This is a genomic window from Pseudobutyrivibrio sp. MD2005 (genome assembly GCF_000621865.1).
Classification (GTDB): Bacteria; Bacillota; Clostridia; order Lachnospirales; family Lachnospiraceae; genus Pseudobutyrivibrio.
Genome location: NZ_JHXE01000015.1, coordinates 33,524 through 54,775 on the forward strand (window position 1 = coordinate 33,524; position 21,252 = coordinate 54,775).

19 protein-coding genes are annotated in these 21,252 nt (G+C 38.9%); 12 read left to right on the top strand and 7 right to left on the bottom strand.

All coding sequences use genetic code 11. From position 1 onward, the window contains the following. Positions 1-510: 510 nt before the first annotated feature. The 6 genes from T498_RS0106670 to T498_RS0106700 all read left to right on the top strand — a co-directional run bounded on the left by T498_RS0106670 (position 511) and on the right by T498_RS0106700 (position 5,802). Entirely contained in the window at positions 511-1,209 is a 699-nt protein-coding gene (locus T498_RS0106670; protein ID WP_028235236.1) for a hypothetical protein, read from the top strand. 488 nt (positions 1,210-1,697) lie between these two features. Then, complete coding sequence (gene ispF / locus T498_RS0106680) at positions 1,698-2,243, top strand: 2-C-methyl-D-erythritol 2,4-cyclodiphosphate synthase (RefSeq protein ID WP_028235237.1); 546 nt, start codon at positions 1,698-1,700, stop codon at positions 2,241-2,243. Positions 2,244-2,445: 202 nt separating this feature from the next. Continuing rightward, a complete protein-coding gene (cysS, locus tag T498_RS0106685; protein ID WP_242839214.1) occupies positions 2,446-3,864 on the top strand; it encodes a cysteine--tRNA ligase in 1,419 nt (472 codons plus the stop codon). Continuing rightward, positions 3,849-4,283 (top strand): Mini-ribonuclease 3, encoded by a 435-nt coding sequence (locus T498_RS0106690; RefSeq protein ID WP_028235239.1) that lies wholly within the window; start codon positions 3,849-3,851, stop codon positions 4,281-4,283. Before cysS ends, T498_RS0106690 begins: the two co-directional genes overlap by 16 nt. Before the next feature lie 161 nt (positions 4,284-4,444). Continuing rightward, positions 4,445-5,194 (top strand): 23S rRNA (guanosine(2251)-2'-O)-methyltransferase RlmB, encoded by a 750-nt coding sequence (gene rlmB, locus T498_RS0106695; RefSeq protein WP_036978018.1) that lies wholly within the window; start codon positions 4,445-4,447, stop codon positions 5,192-5,194. 20 nt (positions 5,195-5,214) lie between these two features. After that, positions 5,215-5,802: a sigma-70 family RNA polymerase sigma factor gene (locus T498_RS0106700; RefSeq protein ID WP_028235241.1), complete on the top strand. Its 588-nt coding sequence runs from the start codon at positions 5,215-5,217 to the stop codon at positions 5,800-5,802. Positions 5,803-5,843: 41 nt separating this feature from the next. On the opposite strand, the gene T498_RS0106705 is transcribed toward T498_RS0106700, so the two are convergent. The 6 genes from T498_RS0106705 to T498_RS0106730 all read right to left on the bottom strand — a co-directional run bounded on the left by T498_RS0106705 (position 5,844) and on the right by T498_RS0106730 (position 11,856). Continuing rightward, entirely contained in the window at positions 5,844-6,863 is a 1,020-nt protein-coding gene (locus T498_RS0106705; protein WP_028235242.1) for a TRAP transporter substrate-binding protein, read from the bottom strand. Between the two features lie 20 nt (positions 6,864-6,883). Further along, complete coding sequence (locus T498_RS0106710) at positions 6,884-8,173, bottom strand: TRAP transporter large permease (protein WP_028235243.1); 1,290 nt, start codon at positions 8,171-8,173, stop codon at positions 6,884-6,886. 2 nt (positions 8,174-8,175) lie between these two features. Continuing rightward, positions 8,176-8,820 (bottom strand): TRAP transporter small permease, encoded by a 645-nt coding sequence (locus tag T498_RS15155; RefSeq protein WP_330372244.1) that lies wholly within the window; start codon positions 8,818-8,820, stop codon positions 8,176-8,178. A gap of 150 nt (positions 8,821-8,970) precedes the next feature. Further along, on the bottom strand, positions 8,971-9,732 hold the full coding sequence (gene aroD / locus T498_RS0106720; protein WP_028235244.1) for a type I 3-dehydroquinate dehydratase: 762 nt from the start codon (positions 9,730-9,732) through the stop codon (positions 8,971-8,973). A 19-nt stretch (positions 9,733-9,751) separates the two neighbouring features. Then, positions 9,752-10,957 carry an MFS transporter gene (locus T498_RS0106725; protein ID WP_028235245.1) on the bottom strand — a complete coding sequence of 402 codons (1,206 nt, stop codon included), beginning with the start codon at positions 10,955-10,957 and terminating at the stop codon, positions 9,752-9,754. Positions 10,958-10,980: 23 nt separating this feature from the next. Next, positions 10,981-11,856: a shikimate dehydrogenase gene (locus T498_RS0106730; protein ID WP_028235246.1), complete on the bottom strand. Its 876-nt coding sequence runs from the start codon at positions 11,854-11,856 to the stop codon at positions 10,981-10,983. Positions 11,857-12,056: 200 nt separating this feature from the next. Here T498_RS0106730 and T498_RS0106735 point away from each other — a divergent pair, with 200 nt between their 5' ends. The 4 genes from T498_RS0106735 to T498_RS0106750 all read left to right on the top strand — a co-directional run bounded on the left by T498_RS0106735 (position 12,057) and on the right by T498_RS0106750 (position 17,553). Next, entirely contained in the window at positions 12,057-12,941 is an 885-nt protein-coding gene (locus T498_RS0106735) for a LysR family transcriptional regulator (protein WP_028235247.1), read from the top strand. A 128-nt stretch (positions 12,942-13,069) separates the two neighbouring features. After that, positions 13,070-15,070 (top strand): oxidoreductase, encoded by a 2,001-nt coding sequence (locus tag T498_RS0106740; protein ID WP_028235248.1) that lies wholly within the window; start codon positions 13,070-13,072, stop codon positions 15,068-15,070. Between the two features lie 109 nt (positions 15,071-15,179). Further along, a complete protein-coding gene (locus tag T498_RS0106745) occupies positions 15,180-15,968 on the top strand; it encodes a shikimate kinase (RefSeq protein WP_028235249.1) in 789 nt (262 codons plus the stop codon). A 139-nt stretch (positions 15,969-16,107) separates the two neighbouring features. Then, positions 16,108-17,553, top strand: coding sequence for a diguanylate cyclase domain-containing protein (locus T498_RS0106750; protein ID WP_028235250.1), 1,446 nt, complete (start codon positions 16,108-16,110; stop codon positions 17,551-17,553). Between the two features lie 10 nt (positions 17,554-17,563). Here T498_RS0106750 and T498_RS0106755 read toward each other — a convergent pair whose 3' ends face one another. Beyond that, complete coding sequence (locus T498_RS0106755) at positions 17,564-18,373, bottom strand: histidinol-phosphatase HisJ family protein (RefSeq protein ID WP_028235251.1); 810 nt, start codon at positions 18,371-18,373, stop codon at positions 17,564-17,566. A gap of 225 nt (positions 18,374-18,598) precedes the next feature. Here T498_RS0106755 and gap point away from each other — a divergent pair, with 225 nt between their 5' ends. Both gap and T498_RS0106765 read left to right on the top strand, forming a co-directional pair. Continuing rightward, the gene (gap, locus tag T498_RS0106760; RefSeq protein ID WP_028235252.1) at positions 18,599-19,615 is read left to right on the top strand and encodes a type I glyceraldehyde-3-phosphate dehydrogenase; all 1,017 of its coding nucleotides are present in this window, start codon (positions 18,599-18,601) and stop codon (positions 19,613-19,615) included. A 274-nt stretch (positions 19,616-19,889) separates the two neighbouring features. Next, complete coding sequence (locus T498_RS0106765) at positions 19,890-21,113, top strand: phosphoglycerate kinase (protein ID WP_028235253.1); 1,224 nt, start codon at positions 19,890-19,892, stop codon at positions 21,111-21,113. Positions 21,114-21,252: the final 139 nt, after the last annotated feature.

Below are 21,252 nucleotides of genomic sequence, written 5' to 3' on the forward strand. Positions count from 1 at the left end.
AGAGCCTGCCCTTGTGGCGGGCTCCTTTTAGTGAAGGTATAATCTTGGGCTGATATGGGAGGTGGTTATACCTTTTATAATTTATGAGGGATTAATATGAAGTCAAAAAGGTATAACTGGCTTGGGAATTTATGGCGGGTTATACCTTTTGGTAGTCAATGAAACATTATATTGAAGTCAAAAAGGTATAACCAGAGTGGGAATTTATGGCAGGTTATACCTTTTGGTGGGCGATGAGACACTATATTGAAGTCAAAAAGGTATAACTAGCGAGGGATATTATGGCAGGTTATACCTTTTAGTGAGCTATGGAACATTATATTGAATCTAAAAAGGTATAACTAAGAGCAATAATTATAGATGGTTATACCTATTTATTCAGCAAGTAGAGCCTGTGAATTTTTTTTGTTACCAATTTTTAAATTGTGTGTTCATTGATGGATGAGGATTCTGTATAATTGAAGACAGTTAAATTAACAAATCGGCAGTTTGTAGGGAGATAAGGTTATAATGAAGATTTTTAATCGCAAGAAACTTAACAATGATACGGATTTTAATGATATTGGCAATTTAAATTTGTTAGTTTCTGAACCTACTGTTAAGGCTAAATATAAGCCGAATCCATCTCATAGAAGAATAGATTTTTACTATGAGGAGGACAAAGTTTTTATAGAAGGATTGGCTGATAATAACTACACATTTTGGTTGTCAAAGACAGATATTGCAGATACTTCAATAAACGCTCAAATATGCAAACATGTTTTATACGATTCATTTGATGTGTATTTTTCTACAAGCAAATATTATCATGAATTACATAGTCTATTTAAGAAATCTATCATTCAGGCCAGTGATTGTGTAGATGTAAAATGGAAGACGCCATTTGGATCTTATATTGGTGATAATGATAATACAGGATTATTAATAGCTAAATCTTTAGTTGAATTTAAAACAGAAATAGAAAAACTGTGTGAAGCAAGAGAAGCTGGTGGCAATTATTTAAGTATCATGCAAGGTATTTTAGAACATTTATCCCAGAGGACGGATGATCCAATATGGGATTATTATACTGCAACTCCATGGATTAAGATTATGAGGGATGAAGACTACTTACTGTGCTCTAAGAATGAGCAATTTAAAGGCTTATACTTGCAGTTATTAAAACAGCACTCAGATCTTTATAGTAGGTATATGACAGCAGTACGTTAGATAACAAAATCCAATTTAACGGTGAGTAGTAACGAAAGTTAAGCTTAATTGGATGCAAGGGAATAAATATGGACACCTCCGTGGTTTATCCTATAGACAGTTAATAAAGAACTGTCGGGATGCTACGGAGGTGTTTTTTATGAAAGGATATGTTATTGATGCAGGTTACATGGGATATGTAGACGGAGAATACGAATTATTTGCAACAGAGGACGAGTACTACGAGTATATGGCAGCATAATGGTGAGGCATTGGGCGCATTGCATAAATTAGGGCCATAAGTAAAACAGCAATATTCGCAAAATCACGCCCCTATGTAAAGCCAGCTGCAGCACATGGAGGGACTTCCCTATTTATATAGGCTGCGAATAGTAACCCACAGGGGTAAAGGGGACTATTAAAAGTCCTCTTTATTTGGTATAATACTGTAGTTTAGTAGGTGATATTCTGCGTGATACGCGGATTCGATTATAATATTAGGAGGCAACATGAGAATAGGTACAGGCTATGATGTACATAAGCTTGTGGAGGGCCGTGATTTGATTATAGGTGGTGTTAAGATAGAACACACACTGGGACTCTTAGGCCATTCAGATGCAGATGTACTTTTGCATGCAATAGCAGATGCTGTGCTTGGCGCAGCAGGATTAAAGGATATAGGAGCTCATTTCCCTGATACTGATCCAAAGTATAAGGGTGCGGATTCTATGAAGCTTTTAGAGCAGGTTAGAGAGCTCGTTATGGATGAAGGTTATGTGGTGGGCAATGTTGATGCTACTGTCATCGCCCAAAAGCCAAAGCTTCGCCCATATATTGAGCAGATGGAAGAAAACGTAGCACGATGTTTGGGGATTGATGTATCTCAGGTTAATATCAAGGCTACCACGGAAGAACATTTAGGCTTCACAGGTCGTGAGGAGGGCATCAGCTCTCAGGCAGTGTGCTTGCTTTATGAGTTTTACGATGGCAGCAACGCGGTTTACGACAGTGGCCGCAGCTGCGAAGGCTGCGCTGGCTGTGCCCGTAATAAATAAAAAGATATTAGGATATAAATTATAAATAGCATTTGTAGGTAACAAGCTATTATATTTATAAATTAGCCCATAAAATAAGGAATATAGATGAGCAACTGTATCAGACAAGCTCTAATATTTATTTGCGAGACATTCTAGTCGAGCAAGTAAATGATTAGGCTTGTATGTGTAACAGATGCGGACTAAGACTAGGAGAATTAATATGTTTACTTTTTATAATACTTTGAATAGGCAGGTGGAGGAGTTCCACTCAAAAGAAGAGGGAAAGGTTAGCATGTACACATGCGGCCCTACTGTATATCATTTTGCACATATTGGAAATATTCGTACATATATTATGCAGGATGCTCTTATCAAGTCATTGGAGTACGCAGGCTATGATGTTAAGCGTGTAATGAACATTACAGATGTTGGTCATCTTTCAAGCGATGCCGATACTGGTGAGGATAAGATGGTTGCAGGTGCAAAACGTGAGCACAAGACAGTAATGGAAATCGCAAAGTTCTACACAGATGCATTCTTTAAGGATTTTGATGCAGTTGGAAATAAGCGTCCAGATGTTATTGAGCCTGCTACAAATTGCATTCCAGAGTTTATTCACATGGTAGAGGTTCTTCTTGAAAAGGGCTATGCTTATGTGGCTGGAGGCAATGTTTACTTTGATACAAGTAAGCTTCAGGATTACTATGTATTCTCTTCAGCAGTTGAAAAAGAGCAGCTTGCAGTAGGTGTTCGTGATGATGTAGAAGAGGATGTTAATAAAAAGAACAAGACAGATTTTGTTCTTTGGTTTACAAAGTCTAAGTTTGAGGACCAGGCTCTTAAGTGGGATAGCCCATGGGGCGTTGGTTACCCAGGATGGCATATTGAGTGCTCATGCATTTCTATGAAGCATCTGGGTGAGTATATTGATATTCACTGCGGTGGTGTTGATAACATTTTCCCACATCACACCAATGAGATTGCTCAGTCCGAAGCATACTTAGGACATAAGTGGTGCAATTACTGGTTCCACAGCAATCACCTTAATGATCAGTCTGGTAAGATGTCTAAATCAAAGGGCGCAATTCTTACAGTATCGCTTCTTCAGGAAAAGGGATATGATCCACTTGTATACAGATTCTTCTGCTTGCAGTCACACTATCGTAAGCCTTTAGTATTCTCTTGGGAGAATTTGGATAACACAGTTCAGGCCTATAATAAGCTTGTTAAGCGTGTAAGTGAGCTTAAGGAGGAAGGTGCTGTTGATGAGGCTGTAAAGGCTGAATTCGAGGCTAAATTCTTAGAGGCAGTTTCTAACGACCTTAACACTTCAATGGCTATTACAGTGCTTTATGACGCTTTAAAGGCAGATACAAACGATGCAACTAAGCTCGCACTTGTAGAAAGCTTTGATAGAGTGCTTTCTCTTGATTTAATTGGTCATGCTAAGGCACTTGCAGATGCTGGTTCATCTGTTGATGCTGAACTTGAGGCATTCATTAATGATGCAATTGCTCGCCGCGCAGAGGCTAAGAAGGCAAAGGATTTTGCAACAGCAGATGCAATTCGTGATGAGCTTTTAGCAAAGGGTGTAGAGATTAAGGATACTCGCGAGGGAGTAGTATGGCAGTTGATTTAAACAGCTATTTTAATGAAAAGTTCAATATAGAGCCAAAAGACATCAGAACATATTCGCCACTTACTCTAGCATACATAGGCGATTCTATATACGATTTGGTGATTCGTTCTATATTGGTAAATAAAGGGAATACCCCAGTTAATAAGTTGCACCAAAGGGCTAGCCAGATTGTAAAGGCACCTACACAGGCTGCCATGATTTTAGCTCTTATGGATGAGCTTACAGAGGAAGAGGCTGATTGGTATAGGCGTGGACGCAATTCCAAGCCACATACCAAGGCAAAGAACGCCAGCACAATTGATTATCTTGACGCTACAGGTTTTGAGGCAGTGCTTGGCTATCTCTACCTTACAGGCGATATGGATCGCATTTGTGAGCTCGTCACCCGAGGTCTGGAACTGGCAGCGGTCGAGGTATAGTTATAGAAAGAGTAAGCTAGTAGTCGTAACTAGCGTAGTTTATAGAAAGAGTAAGGTTTATAGTTGACAATTACATAGGCTCTTTTTTGAGAGTATAGTGAAAACGATGAAAAAAAGATTCTATGTAATTGTTGATGTAACAAACCGTAGGTTTTAGCATTATGGAAGAAAGTAGAATTGTAGAAGGCCGCAACGCAGTGTTGGAGGCATTCAGAAGTGGAAAGACTATTGATAAGCTTTTTGTTTTAGAAGGCTGCAAGGATGGCCCGGTTCAGACTATTCTTAGAGAAGCAAAAAAGAGCAAGGATACTGTAATCAGTTTTGTTAAGAAAGAGCGTCTTGACCAGCTTTCGGAGACTGGTAAGCATCAGGGCGTGTTGGCGTATGCAGCAAGCTATGATTATGTTGAGCTTGATGATATTATGGCGGCAGCTCGTGATAAGGGTGAAGCGCCATTTCTTATTATCCTTGATAATATAGAGGATCCACACAATCTTGGTGCTATTATTCGTACAGCAAACCAGGTTGGAGCACATGGTGTGGTTATTCCAAAGCATAGGGCAGTAGGACTTACAGCTACAGTTGCTAAGGCCTCTGCAGGTGCTATCAACTATACTCCAGTTGCCAAGGTAACAAACATCAGCAAGACAATGGAGGAACTTAAGGACCAGGGAATGTGGTTTGTATGCGCTGATATGGGCGGTACTACAATGTATGACCTTAATCTTACTGGTTCAATTGGCCTTGTAATTGGAAATGAAGGACATGGTGTTTCTGACTTAGTTAAAAAGAATTGCGATATGGTCGCATCTATTCCAATGTATGGTGATATCGATTCACTTAATGCATCTGTTGCTTGTGGTGTACTTGCATACGAGGTTGTTAGACAGAGAATTAATCAATCTAAATAATAGATTCTAAGGAGCTATTTATGGATCAGCGTGAGGAGTACGTTGAGTTAACTGATGAACAGCTTGTTGCGAGATATCAAAGCGGTGATCAGGCTGTTTTGAATTACATATGTGAGAAGTATAAGCCTTTAGTTTTGAAAACATCCAAGAAATACTTTCTTGTAGGTGGAGAGAACGATGATTTGATTCAGGAGGGCATGATAGGTCTGTTTGGAGCTATTGGAGATTATGATACATCTTCTGAAGTTACATTTTTTCATTTTGCTCAGCTCTGCATTGATAGACAAATGATAAAGGCTATTGAGGCTGGAAATCGTAAGAAGCATTCGCCATTAAATGCCTACGTTTCTTTGTATAATGATGAGGTCGGGGATTTTGATGAGCCTGCATTTACTTCAGATGATCCAGCAGAATTGATAATCGAAGCGGAAGAGAATATGGATTTAATAGAGCGTTTAAAATCTGCTTTGTCATCAATGGAAAAGAAGGTTTTTGAGCTTTATATGCAGGATTTAGATTATAAGGAGATTGCTCAAAGACTAAATAAATCAGAAAAATCTATAGATAATACTCTTACGAGAATTAAGCAAAAGGCTAAGAATATTTAAAGATAAAAAGCGATAACTCAAAAATGAGCTATCGCTTTTCTCTATTCTATAATTCCATCGGTGTAAATCTGATATAGTTCTGGATCAACATTAGCTTTAATTGACTCGTAAACAGGAGTTGCATTACTTCTGATTTCTTCACGTATTTCATCGGAAAGAGGAATGATTTCAGTGCCGCTTTCTTCGATTGTAGCTATACGAGAAGCAATTCTGTTATCAGACTGAGTTCTTGCATATTCTGTGGCTGTACGGGCTGCCTCAGAGATTATTTCCTGTTGCTTAGGAGTAAGACCATCCATAAATTCATCACTTGCAACTAAAGATATTAGATGAGGAAGGTGATTAGTCTCTACAACGTAATCCTGCTGCTCATATAATCTGTTTGATACGATAACCTCGTAAGGATTCTCCTGAGCATCAATTGTGCCTTGCTGAAGGCCGATATACACCTCTGAGAAAGTCATAGGTGTTGGGGAAGCAGATAAGCTCTTCCAAAACGCCAGGTGATAAGAGTTTTCCATGGTTCTAATCTTTTGTCCCTTGAAATCTTTAATGGAATAAACAGGGGTGTTTGTAGTCATTACACGGAAGCCCTGATCGGCATATCCTAGTAGCTGATATCCACCGTTTTCATAAACATCGGATATCTTATCCATAAATTCTGGATTATCTACTTTGGCTCGCACATCTTCGATTGTGCTGAACAAACATGGCATATCAAATATTGCAACATCAGGAAGGAAGGTTACCTGAGGAGCTGTGTTTTGAACTATAAAAGGAATATCACCATCTTTGCAGGATTCAAGCAGTTCTCTGTCTCCGCCCAGCACACTGTTAGGATATACTTGAATAACCATTTGCCCGTCGCTAAGTCTGTATACTTCCTCTGCAAATTTTTCAGCATATATTTGAGTGACGGTATCTTCTGGGCTGGATGTACCAAGAGGCCATGCATAAGTCTGAGTGTCAGATACAGCAGAGCTGGTAGTGCAGGCAGTAAAGCTAAGGCTAATTAATAATGCAGTTGATAAAGCAAGTATCTTATTTCGTCTAAGTTTCATAAAGATTCTCCAATTACTAATTATATAAGTACTAAACTGATTGCTGGAATAAACGTAATGAGAAGCAGTGCAACTAAAAACATTATTATCATTGGCATTGCTTTCTTGGCGATGTCCATAACAGGTACATCTGTAAGTGAGCTTGCAACGAAAAGGTTGACACCGATTGGAGGTGTAACAAATCCGATTGCAAGGTTTACAACCATCATAATACCAAAGTGGATTCCGTCCATGCCTACCGCCTTGACGATTGGAAGTAGGATAGGAGAAAGAATAAGTATAGCTGGTGTTGTATCCATAACCATTCCAACAACAAGAAGGAACAGGTTGATAACAAGTAATAGAATAATTTTGTTTGTGAAGTTGTTTAAAATATATGCGCTGACTATCTGTGGTACCTGCATAAGTGTAAGCACACGAGAGAATGCAGTAGATGCCGCAAGTATAAATAGAATTGGCGCATAGGTTTTCATGGCTTCAACAAATATATTCCAAATATCGGAAATACGAATTGTCTTGTAGATGAAGAGGCTGATAATAAGGGCATAAAATACTGAAATTACAGCCGCCTCTGTAGGTGATGCAATACCAAGATAAATGCATCCAAGTACAATTACGGGACTGAGAATTGCGAAAAAGCTATCTTTAAATATTTTGCCCAAACCTTTAGCATGTAGTGCTTCAATTTCGCGATTAATCTTTTCTTTGTTTTCACCCACAATCTTGCAATGAATGTAAGCATAAAGCATTAATAAAAAGCTTATTAATAGACCAGGGATAATTCCTGCAATAAAAAGATTTCCAACGGATTCTCCAGATGCCATTGCGTACATAATAAATGGAATACTTGGAGGAATGATAACACCAAGACCACCGGCAACGGCTACAATTGCTGTGGAGAATTTTTTGTCGTATCCCATCTCAAGAAGAAGAGGAATAGTCATTGAACCTACAGCTGCAACAGTGGCAGGGGCAGAACCTGAAATTGCACCGTAAAACAGGCATGTAATGATTACGGCACATGGTACACCTGCAGTTTTCTTTCCAATGAAATAAGAGAAAACATCAAAGAGCTTTTTTGATATCTGACCGTGTGCCATGATGATTCCGGAAAGTACGAACATTGGAACGGCAAGAAGTGGAAAACTATCGATTCCACCAACCATAGAGCGGATAACATAGCTTGCACTGGCAGTGAATGAAGGATCAAAAGCTCCAGGAAGAACTGCAACAATTCCAAGAGAGATGGAAACTGGAATGGCTATAATTAAGCAAATTATAAATAAGAATAAAACTGTGAAAGCACTCATGCTTAATTACCTCCTTCCTGATTTTGGGATGCTTTTTCCTCTGGCTCAAGAACTTCTTTATTGAAGTTTTCATGAGAGAGGAGATTGCTCATAGGCCTTTTTAAATTAGCACGGCGTTCAAGCTCTGCTAAATGTGATGGCCAATCCTTTAACTCTTCCTCGTGGATTACATTATGCCATTCGAGGAACCAACGCTCTAAAATGCGGATGGCACAAAGTGTGAAGCAAACTAGTGGAGCAGATTGTACATAGTACATTGGGATGCCACAAGCAGGTGAAACCTGACCGCTTTCGATTGTAGATAATAAATATCTATATGCGTAAGGAACTAAATATACGAAAAACACAAACTCAACAGTAAGGTTAAGAACCTTCATTAATCCTTTTTTTCTAGGCTTGAGATTGCGGATGAATTGGTCGATTTTTATTGAGATACATTTTTTAGTGCAAAGACTAACAGAAAAAAATGCAGACCATATAAATAGATATCTTGTGATTTCTTCAGACCAGGAGAGAGAAGCTCCCAGAATATATCGACAGAAAATTTGAATGCCCATAATGACACTCATAGCTATAAGCAGAACAACCATAATGAATTCTTCAAGATACTCATCAATGAAGAAAAAAATACGTTTAATTCCAGTCATGCGTGAAATTCCCCTTTTCTTTTTATTATAAATGTTCCATATCACTTTAGCAAAGTAAAGTTAAAGCAATATGGAATATTCATAATATAGTATTCAATAAAAAAAGGGCAATTTGTACATTGCACAAATCACCCCGAGAATGCTTATATTTTACATAGCTTCATGAATTAGATTAAGAATTGTGCTAAGGTCTGAAGCATTCATTTGTCCTGGAGCAGAAGCCTTTCCAACTGCACCAAATGTTAAGCTTGAACCGAAAGCCTCACCACATAATCTGCTGACAAGACCTGTGCCTGCCATAGACATTGTGATAATTGGACGGTCAGCATAGTTAGTTGCCATTTCCTCTGTTGCAGCAAGAAGAGTAACAACATCCTTCTTGCAAGTAGGCATAACAGCAATCTTTGGAATATCAGCACCAAGCTCCTGCATCTTACGAAGACGAGATACGATATCGTCCTTTTCAGGAGTCTTATCGAAATCGTGGTTAGATGCAACAACCTTAACGTTGTTTTCGTGAGCAGCAGCTACGATATCTTTAACGATGTCATCGCCTGTGAAAACTTCAACATCAACTAAATCAACAAGACCTGTTGCTGCAGCGTCTTTGTTAAGCTTAGCGTAAGCATCTTTTTCGATTGACTTTTCGCCACCTTCGTTTGATGTACGGAAAGTGAAGAGAAGAGGAGTATCGCCAAGAGCAACACGAAGATCCTTTAATACATCTTCAACCTTATCGAATTCGAATACGCCATCAAACCAATCAACACGCCACTCGACTACGTCGTGTGCAACACCCTTGAAAGACTCAGCAGCTTTAAGAATGTCTTCTTTTGTCTTACCAACGATTGGTACACAAATCTTTGGTACACCTTCGCCGATAACTACATTTCTTACTTTAACAGTATTCATATTTAAATCCTCTCGATTATTAAGAATTAGCTTCTAACATCTTAGTATATCTAAGATTTACAAATAAACCAAGTACAACACCGATAGTTGTAAGAACGATGTTCATAACCATAACACCTGATGGAGTCATCTGAGATGCAGCTGTAAGGATTGTGTAGTTGCAAAGTGATGAAGCAATCATAACAAGTGCAGTTACTGTACCCTTAATCTTAGGGAAGAGCATGTTGCAAACTGATGTTGCGATCTGAAGAAGTCCGCCTGCACCAGCCCAACCAATAGCGAAAGCTGCAACCTTGCAAACACCCTGGCTTGGGAACATAAGAACGCAAACCAATGTAGCAAGACAGATGATTGGATATACAACGATGAATCTAACATCTTTAATCTTACGTGTAAGAATTGCTGTAACAACAAGAGCGATGAGAGTACCCATTGAGTAATATGTCTGCATGATTGATGGATCTTCCCAACCAACATTTGTCTTAGCAAAGTTCTGTGCACAGTTAAGCCATAACTGGAATGTACCTGTACATGTGAAACCGATAAGGATCATAGCAATTGACTCAAATGAGAAATGAGTATGCTTTAAGCTATCAATAAGTCCTTCCTTCTTTTCAGCTGCAGCTGCATCTGAATCTGGAAGTGGAAGGATGAAAATAAGTACAACTAAGATGATGTAAGCAATACCGCAGATGTAGAATAATCTGTTGTAGCTTACAAGTCCAGCTGCGTTTGTTGCTACAGTAGCACCAAGGAAGAATGGAAGTAACATCTGTGAAATAGCGATGAAGAACTTGATTCCCATTGTTGCAATACCTGGAGCTTCGCTGATAATCTCAGAAACAGCTGGGTAAATTCCTGTATCAAGGAATGAGTTTGCAATACCACCAACGATAGCGCAAACATAAGCAATCTGGTAACCGCCGTTTGCACCAGCATTAAATGCAAGAGCAAGACCGATAACATAGATGGCATATGAAAGACCACCGATAACAACTGAAATACGTCTACCAAGCTTATCTGATAAAGGACCTGCAAATGGAAGAGCGATAAGTCTTCCAAGACCAAGTGCAGCAGAAATAGCTGTGATTGACATTACCTCAACGCCCCAGCTTGTAGCAAGAGCCTCTTTAATTACTGACTGACCTAAGATAGAGCAGCCAACACCGTGAATAAAATAGTTCAAGTAAAGAATTAGAGCCGCAGGATAATACTTTTTGTTCATTTCAAACTCCTTTAAATTTAAATTTACTCGTACTTAATTCCGAGTACTTCTTTCATGTGTTCGATTGGCATTTCTTTTCCTGTCCAAAGCTTGAATGCAGCTGCACCCTGGAATAACATCATACCGTAACCGTTCATTCTCTTACATCCAACTTCCTCAGCCATCTCAAGGAACTTAGTCTTTGCAGGAGCGTAAACAGTATCTGTTACGATAAGGTCTGGACGGAGATAAGATGTATCTGGAAGCCATGTCTGACCTTCGAGTGGCTTCATACCCATACCTGTTGCATTAGCAAGTAAGTAGCTGTCTGCAATTTCTCTTCTAAGAGCATCAAGATCAGCAAGGTCGTAAAGTGTAGCCTTACAATTTGTCTGCTCGTTAATCTTTCTAACTGTATCTTCAGCGTTGCTCCAGAAAGCGTCCTTTACGTTGAAGATTGACATCTCTTTAACACCATCAAGAGCTGCCTGAATCTGGATAGCAGTACCAGCACCGCCACAACCAACGATTGTCATCTTCTTGCCGATAACATCGATGTCGTAATCCTTAAGTGACTGCATGTAACCGATACCATCTGTGATGTGTCCAGTTAAAACACCGTTCTCATTTGTGATTGTATTAACAGCTCCGCAGAGTTCTGCAGCAGGAGATAACTTATCAAGATATTTTCCTACAACTGTTTTATTAGGCATTGATACGTTAGAACCTACAAGCTTTAATGCTCTAAGACCTTTAACAGCATCTTCCAATGTGCTATTATCTACCTCAAATGCAAGATATGCATAGTCAAGCCCAAGGTAAGCAAATGCCTCGTTATGCATAGCTGGTGAGCTAGAGTGTCTGATTGGGTAAGCCATAAGTCCGATAAGCTCGGTATGTCCTGTAATTCTTTCTGCCATTTTAAATTTCCTCCTTTAATTCTTGCCCTTTGTTAAAATCTTAACAGTCTTTATACATATATTTTATATTGTTAGTATTAATAATTCCAATACTTCTATTGAACAGAATTAATAGCTTTATGCTATCAATTGTGGTAATATTGTTTATAGTGAATAATATTTACTAATATAAACTTGTGCAAAATGCGGAAAGGAAGACCATGACATTAAATCAAATCATGTATTTCTATGAGGCTGCAAGGCTGCAGCATTTTAACCAAGCAGCAGAAAAACTACATATTTCAGAGCCATCTTTGAGCCGTTCCATTAACTCGTTAGAGCAGGAGCTAGGGGTAGTATTGTTTGAAAGGACTGGAAGAAATGTTGTTCTCACTAAGACCGGAGATATTTTCTTTGAGCATGCTGATCGCATATTAAATGAAATAAATGTTGCTGATAGAAAAATGCATCAGCTGGCAGGAACTGGCGGGCATATTGATTTGGCTTATGTAGCACCACTTGCTGGTTCTTTTATCCCTAATATATGTAGAGCTTTCTTATTAGAAGAGTGCAATAAGGATGTTACATTTAATTTTCACCAGGAGATTACATCCAAGAGCTTAGAAGGATTGAAGGCTGGAAATTATGATATTATCTTTGGTTCTTTTGTAAAGGATGAGCCTAGTATCAAATTTATACCTATTATGCAACAGGAACTAGTGGTAATTGTTCCAAAGGGGCATCCACTTGAAGATGTTGAAGAAGTAACTGCAGATGTATTTGCAAAGTATCCTGTTCTTGGCTATACCAGAAAGTCAGGTCTTGGCAGAGCTACAAGAGATTTCTTTTTGCAGAATAATATAGAGCCTAATTATATCTGTGAATCACCTGATGAGAATGGTATTGCAGCCTTGGTTGCGGCGGATTTTGGTATCGCTCTTGTGGCGGATGTTGATTCTATCTACAGAAAAGACGTTATAATAAAGAAGCTTTCGGCTGAACATAGTGTTTCACATACGGTTTATATGGCATATATGAAGGGCAGATATCAGATGCCAGCGGTTAAAAGAATGATAGATTTCATATTGGTACATTCAATGCATTAATTAAAAACAAAAAATGTATTGGATTTTGTAATTAAAGCGGGATTATACTTTTCTTAACATAGAAAAGCTTGCCCGCTTTTTCTTAACAGCTCTAAACGTCTTTATTATGTAAATAGGAGCAGTCTAATATGAAAAACAATTATCCACATATTTTTGAACCACTCACAATTCGACGCATGACTATGAAGAATCGTATCATGATGACACCAATGGGAACAAACTATGGTGATCAGAATGGTGAGATGACATTCGTTCATATCGATTACTATGAGCAGCGTGCAAAGGGTGGTACAGGTCTTTTAATGGTAGAAAATGCCAGTGTATTTTCTCCACAGGGTTCTAACGGTACAACTCAGCTTAGAATTGATCATGATAACTTTATCCCACGTTTATGGTATTTCTGCGAGAGAATGCATAAGCATGGCGCATGTGTAGGTATTCAGATTAACCACGCTGGTGCATCTGCTGTTTCAGCACGTACAGGTGAGCAGCCAGTTTCTGCATCAGATATTCCTTCAAAGGCAGGCGGGGAGATTCCACGTCCACTTGAGAAGGAAGAAATTTACAATATCGTTAAGAAGTATGGTGAGGCTGCAAAGCGTGCGCAGACAGCCGGTTTTGACTGCGTAGAGATTCATGCAGGTCATTCATATCTTTTAAGCCAGTTCCTTTCACCTACAACAAATAAGCGTACAGATGAGTTTGGCGGTAGCCCAGAAAACCGTGCACGTTTCACAAAGCTTGTTGTAGAAGAGGTAAGAAAGCAGGTAGGTCCATTCTTCCCAATTTTCGTACGTATCAGTGCGGATGAGTTCGTAGAGGGAGGAAATACACTTGAGGATGCTATTGATTACTTACAGTATTTCCAGGAAGAGGTAGATGTATTTGATGTCTCTGCTGGTCTCAATAGTTCTATTCAGTTCCAGATTGATGCTAACTATCTTCCAGATGGATGGCGTTCATACATGGCAAAGGCTGTTAAGGAAAAATATGGTAAGCCATGTGTAACAATGGGTAACATTCGTGATCCTAAGGTCGCTGAGGATATTCTTGCTAGAGGTGATGCTGATATTATCGGTATGGGCCGTGGTCTTATTGCTGATCCAGCATGGGTAAACAAGGTTGAATACAATAGAGAAGATGAGCTTCGTAAGTGTATCTCTTGTAACGTTGGTTGTGCTGGCCACAGAATTGGTCTCAATATTCCTATCCGTTGTACAGTTAACCCAGCAGTTAATGCAAATGATGAATATTATAAGAGAAAAATTAATAAGCCTTGCAACGTTGTTGTAGTAGGTGGTGGTACAGCTGGTCTTGAAGCTGCTTGTACAGCTGCAGAGGTAGGATGTACTACATTCTTACTTGAAAAGGAAGCAGAGCTTGGCGGATTATCTGTTCAGATTTCAAAGATTCCAGATAAGAAGCGTCTTGCTGATTTCCCTAAGTATATGATTAATCGTGCAAGCAAGCTTAGAAATCTTTTCATATTTAAGAATAACGACACTACAATTGATCAGCTTAAGAGCTTGAACCCAGATATCATTGTTAATGCTACTGGTTCAAACCCTACACTTCCTCCAATCAAAGGTTTAATGGACCTTGTAGATAAGGAAGGTACAAATGTAGCTACAGTTATTAAGATGATTGAAAGACTTGATACATACCCAGCAGATATGAAGGGTAAGAAGGTTGCAGTAGTAGGTGGTGGTGCTGTAGGTCTTGATGTAATGGAATTCTTTACAGAGAGAGGTGCAGATGTTACTATCATCGAGATGCTTCCTATTATTGGTAATGGTCTTGATCCTGTTACAAAGTGTGATACAGCTACAAAGATGGCTAAGTACAACGTACGTCAGATGACAAACACAGCTCTTCAGGAAGTTTGCAACGATATGTTTATCGTTAAGAATCCAGAAGGTGAAATCGAGAACATTGATTTCGATTTAGGATTCATCTGCCTTGGTATGAGAGCTAACACACCACTTATGGATGCTATTAACGAGGAGTTTGGTGATTCTGATGTTGAAATCTACAACATTGGTGATTCTAAGAGAGCTCGTCGTATTATCGAAGGTACAGAAGAAGGCCGTAACATTATTAAGGTTCTTGAAAAGAGAGAGTATCTCTAAAATTAATTTAATCTAAAAATAATTTTTCAGACAGATTGAAATTTTTGTTTCAATCTGTCTGTTTTTTTGTTACTATAGTTCGTAAAATGATGAACTAAGGGGTAATGCTATGAATACACTTAAAACACTAAGAGAGCATCTTGCTCAAAGCGATGAAATTATTTTAAATGCACTTCTTATGAGAAATTCCATTGTGGAAGAAATCATGGCTTATAAGGAGAAACATGGCCTTCAGATTCTTCAGCCAGAGCAGGATGAAAAAAGAGATGCATGGCTTGATAGAAGTTTACAGGATAAGCGCCATGGTAAAGAAGTAAAGGATATTTATAAGCATATAGTAAAAAATGCCAAGAGAATCCAGGCTAGACAATTGTTTGGATATAATATCGTTCTTATTGGCTTTATGGGGGCAGGCAAGTCTACAATTTCAGATTTTCTCAGCACATGTTTTGCTATGGATGTAGTTGAGATGGATCAGGAGATTGTTGAGCGAGAAGGAATGCCTATTTCAGATATATTTGAAGTTTATGGAGAAGAGTATTTTAGAAATGCAGAAACTAATCTCTTGAAAGAAATGCAGGCAAAGAAAAATGTAGTTATCTCATGCGGCGGTGGTACTCCTCTTAGAGATGTGAATGTTCAGGAAATGAAGAGGAATGGAAGGGTTGTTCTTTTGACAGCTAAGCCGGAAACTATTCTTGAAAGAGTGAAGGACAGCCACGAACGTCCATTGCTTGAGAACAACAAGAGTGTAGAATTCATCGAAGAGTTAATGATGAAGCGAAGAGAAAAGTATGTTGCAGCTGCAGATATTATTATAGAAACAGATAATAAAACTGAGCTAGAGATATGTGAGGAATTAGTCAATTCCTTGTTAAAACTTGATAGCGAGAACTAATAATAAAATGACTTTTTGTGGGGTATTGCCTTAAATAGCTTACAAGAAGTCATTTATTTGTAGAAAATAATTCACATAATTTCCAAATAGCTGTGCTAAAGTATAATGTATAATCGAAAAAGTATGAGGGCATGGCTGGATGATTAAAAAATATGCTTTTGCTATAGTTAATTCAATAATTATCATATTTATTATTGGTGCATATTTCTTTGTTCAGGTTGGTGAATTGTCGTTTTATAAAGAGATGGCTTACAATCAAGCACGGAACGATGCAAAACTGACGGCTGGAGAAATTAATGGACAGCTGTCGTCCTTTGCTTCTGAACAGATTTTGGTTGCTAATATGATTTCTAATGATCTATTTATTAGAGATTGGTGTCATGAAGAAGATGGTGAGATTACTGGTGAACATGCATATAAGCTTTATTCATACTTAATGGAGTATAGATTGACCTATGGGTATGATTGTATCTCTTTTGTTTCAGCATCCTCGTTGAAATACTATTATGACAAAGGGTATTTTAAAACACTCAGTCCTGATGATGAAATAGATGCATGGTATTATTCATTTTTGGAGTGCCTAAAGTCGCAAGATGTACAAGTAGATACTGATATGCTTAATGCTGATAAAATAAGCTTGTTTGTAAACTGTCTTGTTCAAGATAAGGGTTTTAAGACTCTTGGTGTTGTTAGTGTTTCAAGAAGTATAGAGGGTTTTCAAAAAAAGATAACGGACCTTGAGAATGAATATGATGTTACTATTTGTGCTGTTAATTTAGGTGTGAATTATAGTTTGTTTAAAGATTCCTTTGGATTCTACATGAAGCCTGAAGAGGCGGCAAAATACATGGGAATAACAGAGAATCAGGTTACACAAAAAGTAAGAGCAGGAGAATCGTATACCTGGTTTGATGGCGACACATGTTATAATGTTATCTATAACGCAGAATTAGGTTGGAATATCATCGTTAAAAAGGATATTTCAGGCACAATAGATGCGATTATGGCTAGAGTTAACCAACGAACAGGTGTTATGTTTGTTCTTGTTGGAATATACACATTGATGAGCTTTGTTTTGCTCGCCCGACTAAATAGTTTTAGCCGAAAAGCTGAAAACGTAGATGATTTGACAGGGCTCTATAACAATAAGATTTTTAAAGAAATCTTTGAAAAGTCTCGGCGAAGGAAGTTTGTAGGTAAAGAAGTATCCTTAATGATGGTTGATGTGGATGACTTTAAGACCTTTAACGATACATATGGACATCTATATGGAAATTCCATTCTAAAACTTGTTGCAGAGGTGCTTAGTGACTGCGTTGGAAAAGAAGGAATAGTAGCCAGATGGGGCGGTGATGAATTCATAGGAATTGTTTATGCCTCACCGATGGAGACGAAGCTTCTTACTCAATATATTTTAAGCGAGTTGAAAAAAGCTGAAACCCACAAGACTGTAACTTGCAGTTGCGGAATAGTAAAGGTTGATAATCATATTAATCTGGAAAATAATATGCATAAAGCTGATGAGGCCCTATATGAATCCAAAACAAATGGAAAGGGACGCAGCACAATATATGAAGAAAAATAAAGCCAATGCTTTATCCGAGAGGATAGAGCATTGGTTTTCTTTTTTGGTATACAGCAAATTCTTTAAAACCACAGTTGTTTAGTATTTCAGGTAAACGATCGAAATCGGCTGCAACATCTTCTGGAGTATGAGCATCTGCTCCGAGCGTTATCAGTTTTCCTCCTAATTCGCGATATCTTTTGATAATAGAGGTCGCAGGGTTTGGGCCTTTCATGCCTTTTCTGAGAGCAGCAGTATTTACTTCAAGAGCTTTGTCTAGCTTTATAATGCGTTCAAGAATGGCATCAATAATATCAGCATAAGGCTTGTGAGTGTTATTTTTTACAGCTTCTGATTTTGCATACCTAAATGCATAATCCAAATGGCCCACTGAGTCAAAGTTCGTAAATACGGTAATGTTTTCCAAAATGCATTCATAGTATCTTTTTAGTAGATTTTCCTCTGAATCTCTCTCCCAAAAGCTGTCAAAATATGGATCCCATTTATCGACTAAATGAGTGCTGCCAATAATAAAATCATATGGATAGCCGTTTATTGCCTTGTTACACTCATCTTTTATATGAGGCTGAATTCCAATCTCAAGCCCAGTAAGAATAGTGAAATTCGAAGATGAGTTTTCCATGGCAAGCTTGTGCTGAGAAGGATAGTAGTGCTCTAAATCCAAATCAAAGAAACCATATTCCTTTGGATAATCTATATCCAGATGATCTGTAAAGGTGATTCCTGAAAGATGCTTTTCTTTTGAAGCATTAATCATATCTATAGGATTTGCATCGGAATCGCCGGAAAAGTTGCAGTGCATGTGATTGTCCCAAAGCATTGTTACACCTCCATAAGAACCATTGTTTAATCAGGAAAATTCTACCATAAGTTTGGTTAGGTGAACTAGTAAAAATACTTATAAATGAATAACTTTGAGAAAAATTTAACAATATTTCAATTTGGGGTTGAATTATATTTGCAGATTGTTTAAAATGAAGTGCATACGGGGCTAAATTTTACAGTCCCAAGAAAATTTTAAAAGAATCTTTAGGAGGATTTAAAAATGGCAGTAAGAGTAGCAATCAACGGTTTTGGCCGTATCGGACGTCTTGCATTCCGTCAGATGTTCGGCGCAGAAGGTTACGAAGTAGTAGCAATCAACGACTTAACTAGCCCAAAGATGTTAGCACATCTTTTAAAGTATGATTCATCACAGGGAAAGTATGAGCATGCTGATGAGGTTTCTTCAACAGATGATTCAATCATCGTTTGTGGTAAGGAAATCAAGATTTACGCATTCCCAGATGCAAACAATTGCCCATGGGGAGACCTTAAGGTAGACGTAGTACTTGAGTGCTCAGGTTTCTACACATCAAAGGAAAAGGCACAGGCTCATATCAATGCAGGTGCTAGAAAGGTTGTTATCTCTGCTCCAGCAGGAAACGATCTTCCTACAATCGTTTACAATACAAACCATGAGACACTTAAGGCTTCTGATACAATCATTTCAGCAGCTTCATGTACAACAAACTGCTTAGCACCAATGGCTGACGCACTTAACAAGTACGCTCCAATCCAGTCTGGTATCATGGTAACAATCCACGCTTACACAGGTGATCAGATGACACTTGATGGCCCACAGAGAAAGGGTGATCTTCGTCGTTCACGTGCAGCAGCAGTTAACATCGTTCCTAACTCAACAGGTGCAGCAAAGGCTATCGGTCTTGTTATCCCTGAGCTTAACGGAAAGCTTATCGGATCTGCTCAGCGTGTTCCTACACCAACAGGTTCTACAACAATCCTTACAGCAGTTGTAAACAAGGCTGATGTAACAGTTGAAGGAATCAACGCAGCTATGAAGGCAGCAGCTAACGAGTCATTCGGTTACAACGAGGATGAAATCGTTTCTTCAGATATCGTAGGTATGAGATTTGGTTCTCTCTTCGATGCTACACAGACAATGGTTTCTAAGGTTTCTGATGATCAGTACGAAGTACAGGTTGTTTCTTGGTATGATAACGAGAACAGCTACACATCACAGATGGTACGTACAATCAAGTACTTCTCAGAGTTAGCATAAAAAAATTGTCTATTTGCCCATCTGCTTCGTTATGTTTCGCTCGCAGTACATAGTACAGCGTCGCTTACATTCCTTGCATATGGCCAAATATCCTAATTTTTGGATTTCTAAGGGTCCGGTCCTATTGGACCGCGGCCCTTTTTTTATGGCATTTAAGTGAGCCTGTAGCTATCAAGCTCTCGGTGTTGCGCAGCGAGACATTTTAGTCGAGCAGGGCAATATCCGAGGCTTGAGAGTGTAACAGGCGGGCTTGGAGAATAAGGAGGAATTTAAAATGGCATTAAACAAAAAGACAGTTGATGATATCAACGTTAAGGGCCGTCGCGTACTTGTTCGTTGCGATTTCAACGTACCTCTTAAGGCTGGTGAAATCACAGATGATACACGTATCAAGGCAGCTCTTCCAACAATCAATAAGCTTATCGCTGATGGTGGAAAGGTTATCCTTTGCTCACATCTTGGTAAGGTAAAGAATGGTCCTAACGAGGGCGAGAGCCTTGCACCAGTTGCTAAGCGTCTTTCAGAGAAGCTTGGTAAGGAAGTTACATTTGTTCCTGATTACAATGTAACAGGTGAGGCAGCTACAAAGGCTGTTGAGGCTATGAAGGAAGGAGATGTAGTTCTTCTTCAGAATACTCGTTTCCGTGGCGAGGAAGAGACAAAGAACGGCGAAGCTTTCTCTAAGGAGCTTGCTGATCTTGCTGATGATTATGTATGCGATGCTTTCGGTTCATCACACAGAGCACACGCTTCTGTAGCTGGTGTTACAAAGTTCATCACAGCTAAGGGTGGTTCTAACGTAGTTGGATACCTTATGCAGAAGGAAATCGACTTCCTTGGAAACGCTGTTGAGACTCCAGTACGTCCATTTGTAGCAATCCTTGGTGGTGCTAAGGTAGCTGATAAGCTTAACGTTATCAACAACCTTCTTGAAAAGTGTGACACACTTATCATCGGTGGTGGTATGTCTTACACATTCCAGAAGGCACTTGGTTATGAAATCGGTACATCACTTTGTGATGATACAAAGCTTGACTACTGCAAGGAAATGCTTGAGAAGGCAAAGAGCATGGGTAAGGAGATTCTTCTTCCTACAGATGCTGTTACAATTGCAGAGTTCCCAGATCCAATCGATGCTCCAGTTGAGACTGTAGTATATGATTCAGACAAGATGCCTGCTGACAGAATGGGTTGCGATATCGGACCTAAGACAGTAGAGCTTTTCTCTAACAAGGTTAAGACAGCTAAGACAGTTCTTTGGAACGGACCAATGGGTCTTTTCGAGAACCCAGCACTTGCTGTAGGTACAGAGTCAGTTGCTAAGGCTCTTGCTGAGACAGACGCTACAACAATCATCGGTGGTGGTGATTCAGCAGCAGCTGTTAACCAGATGGGATTCGCTGACAAGATGAGCCACATCTCTACAGGTGGTGGTGCATCACTTGAGTTCCTTGAGGGTAAGGAGTTACCAGGCGTTTACGCAGCAGACGACAAATAAATCGTAAAGGTAAATAAATCTTATTTATGTAGATTAAGAGAATTGAACAAGCTAGTAGACAACAAGCTCTTAGATCTTTTGCGCGAGACATTCTAGTCGAGCGAAAAGATACTAAGGCTTGTAGGCGTAACTAGCGAAG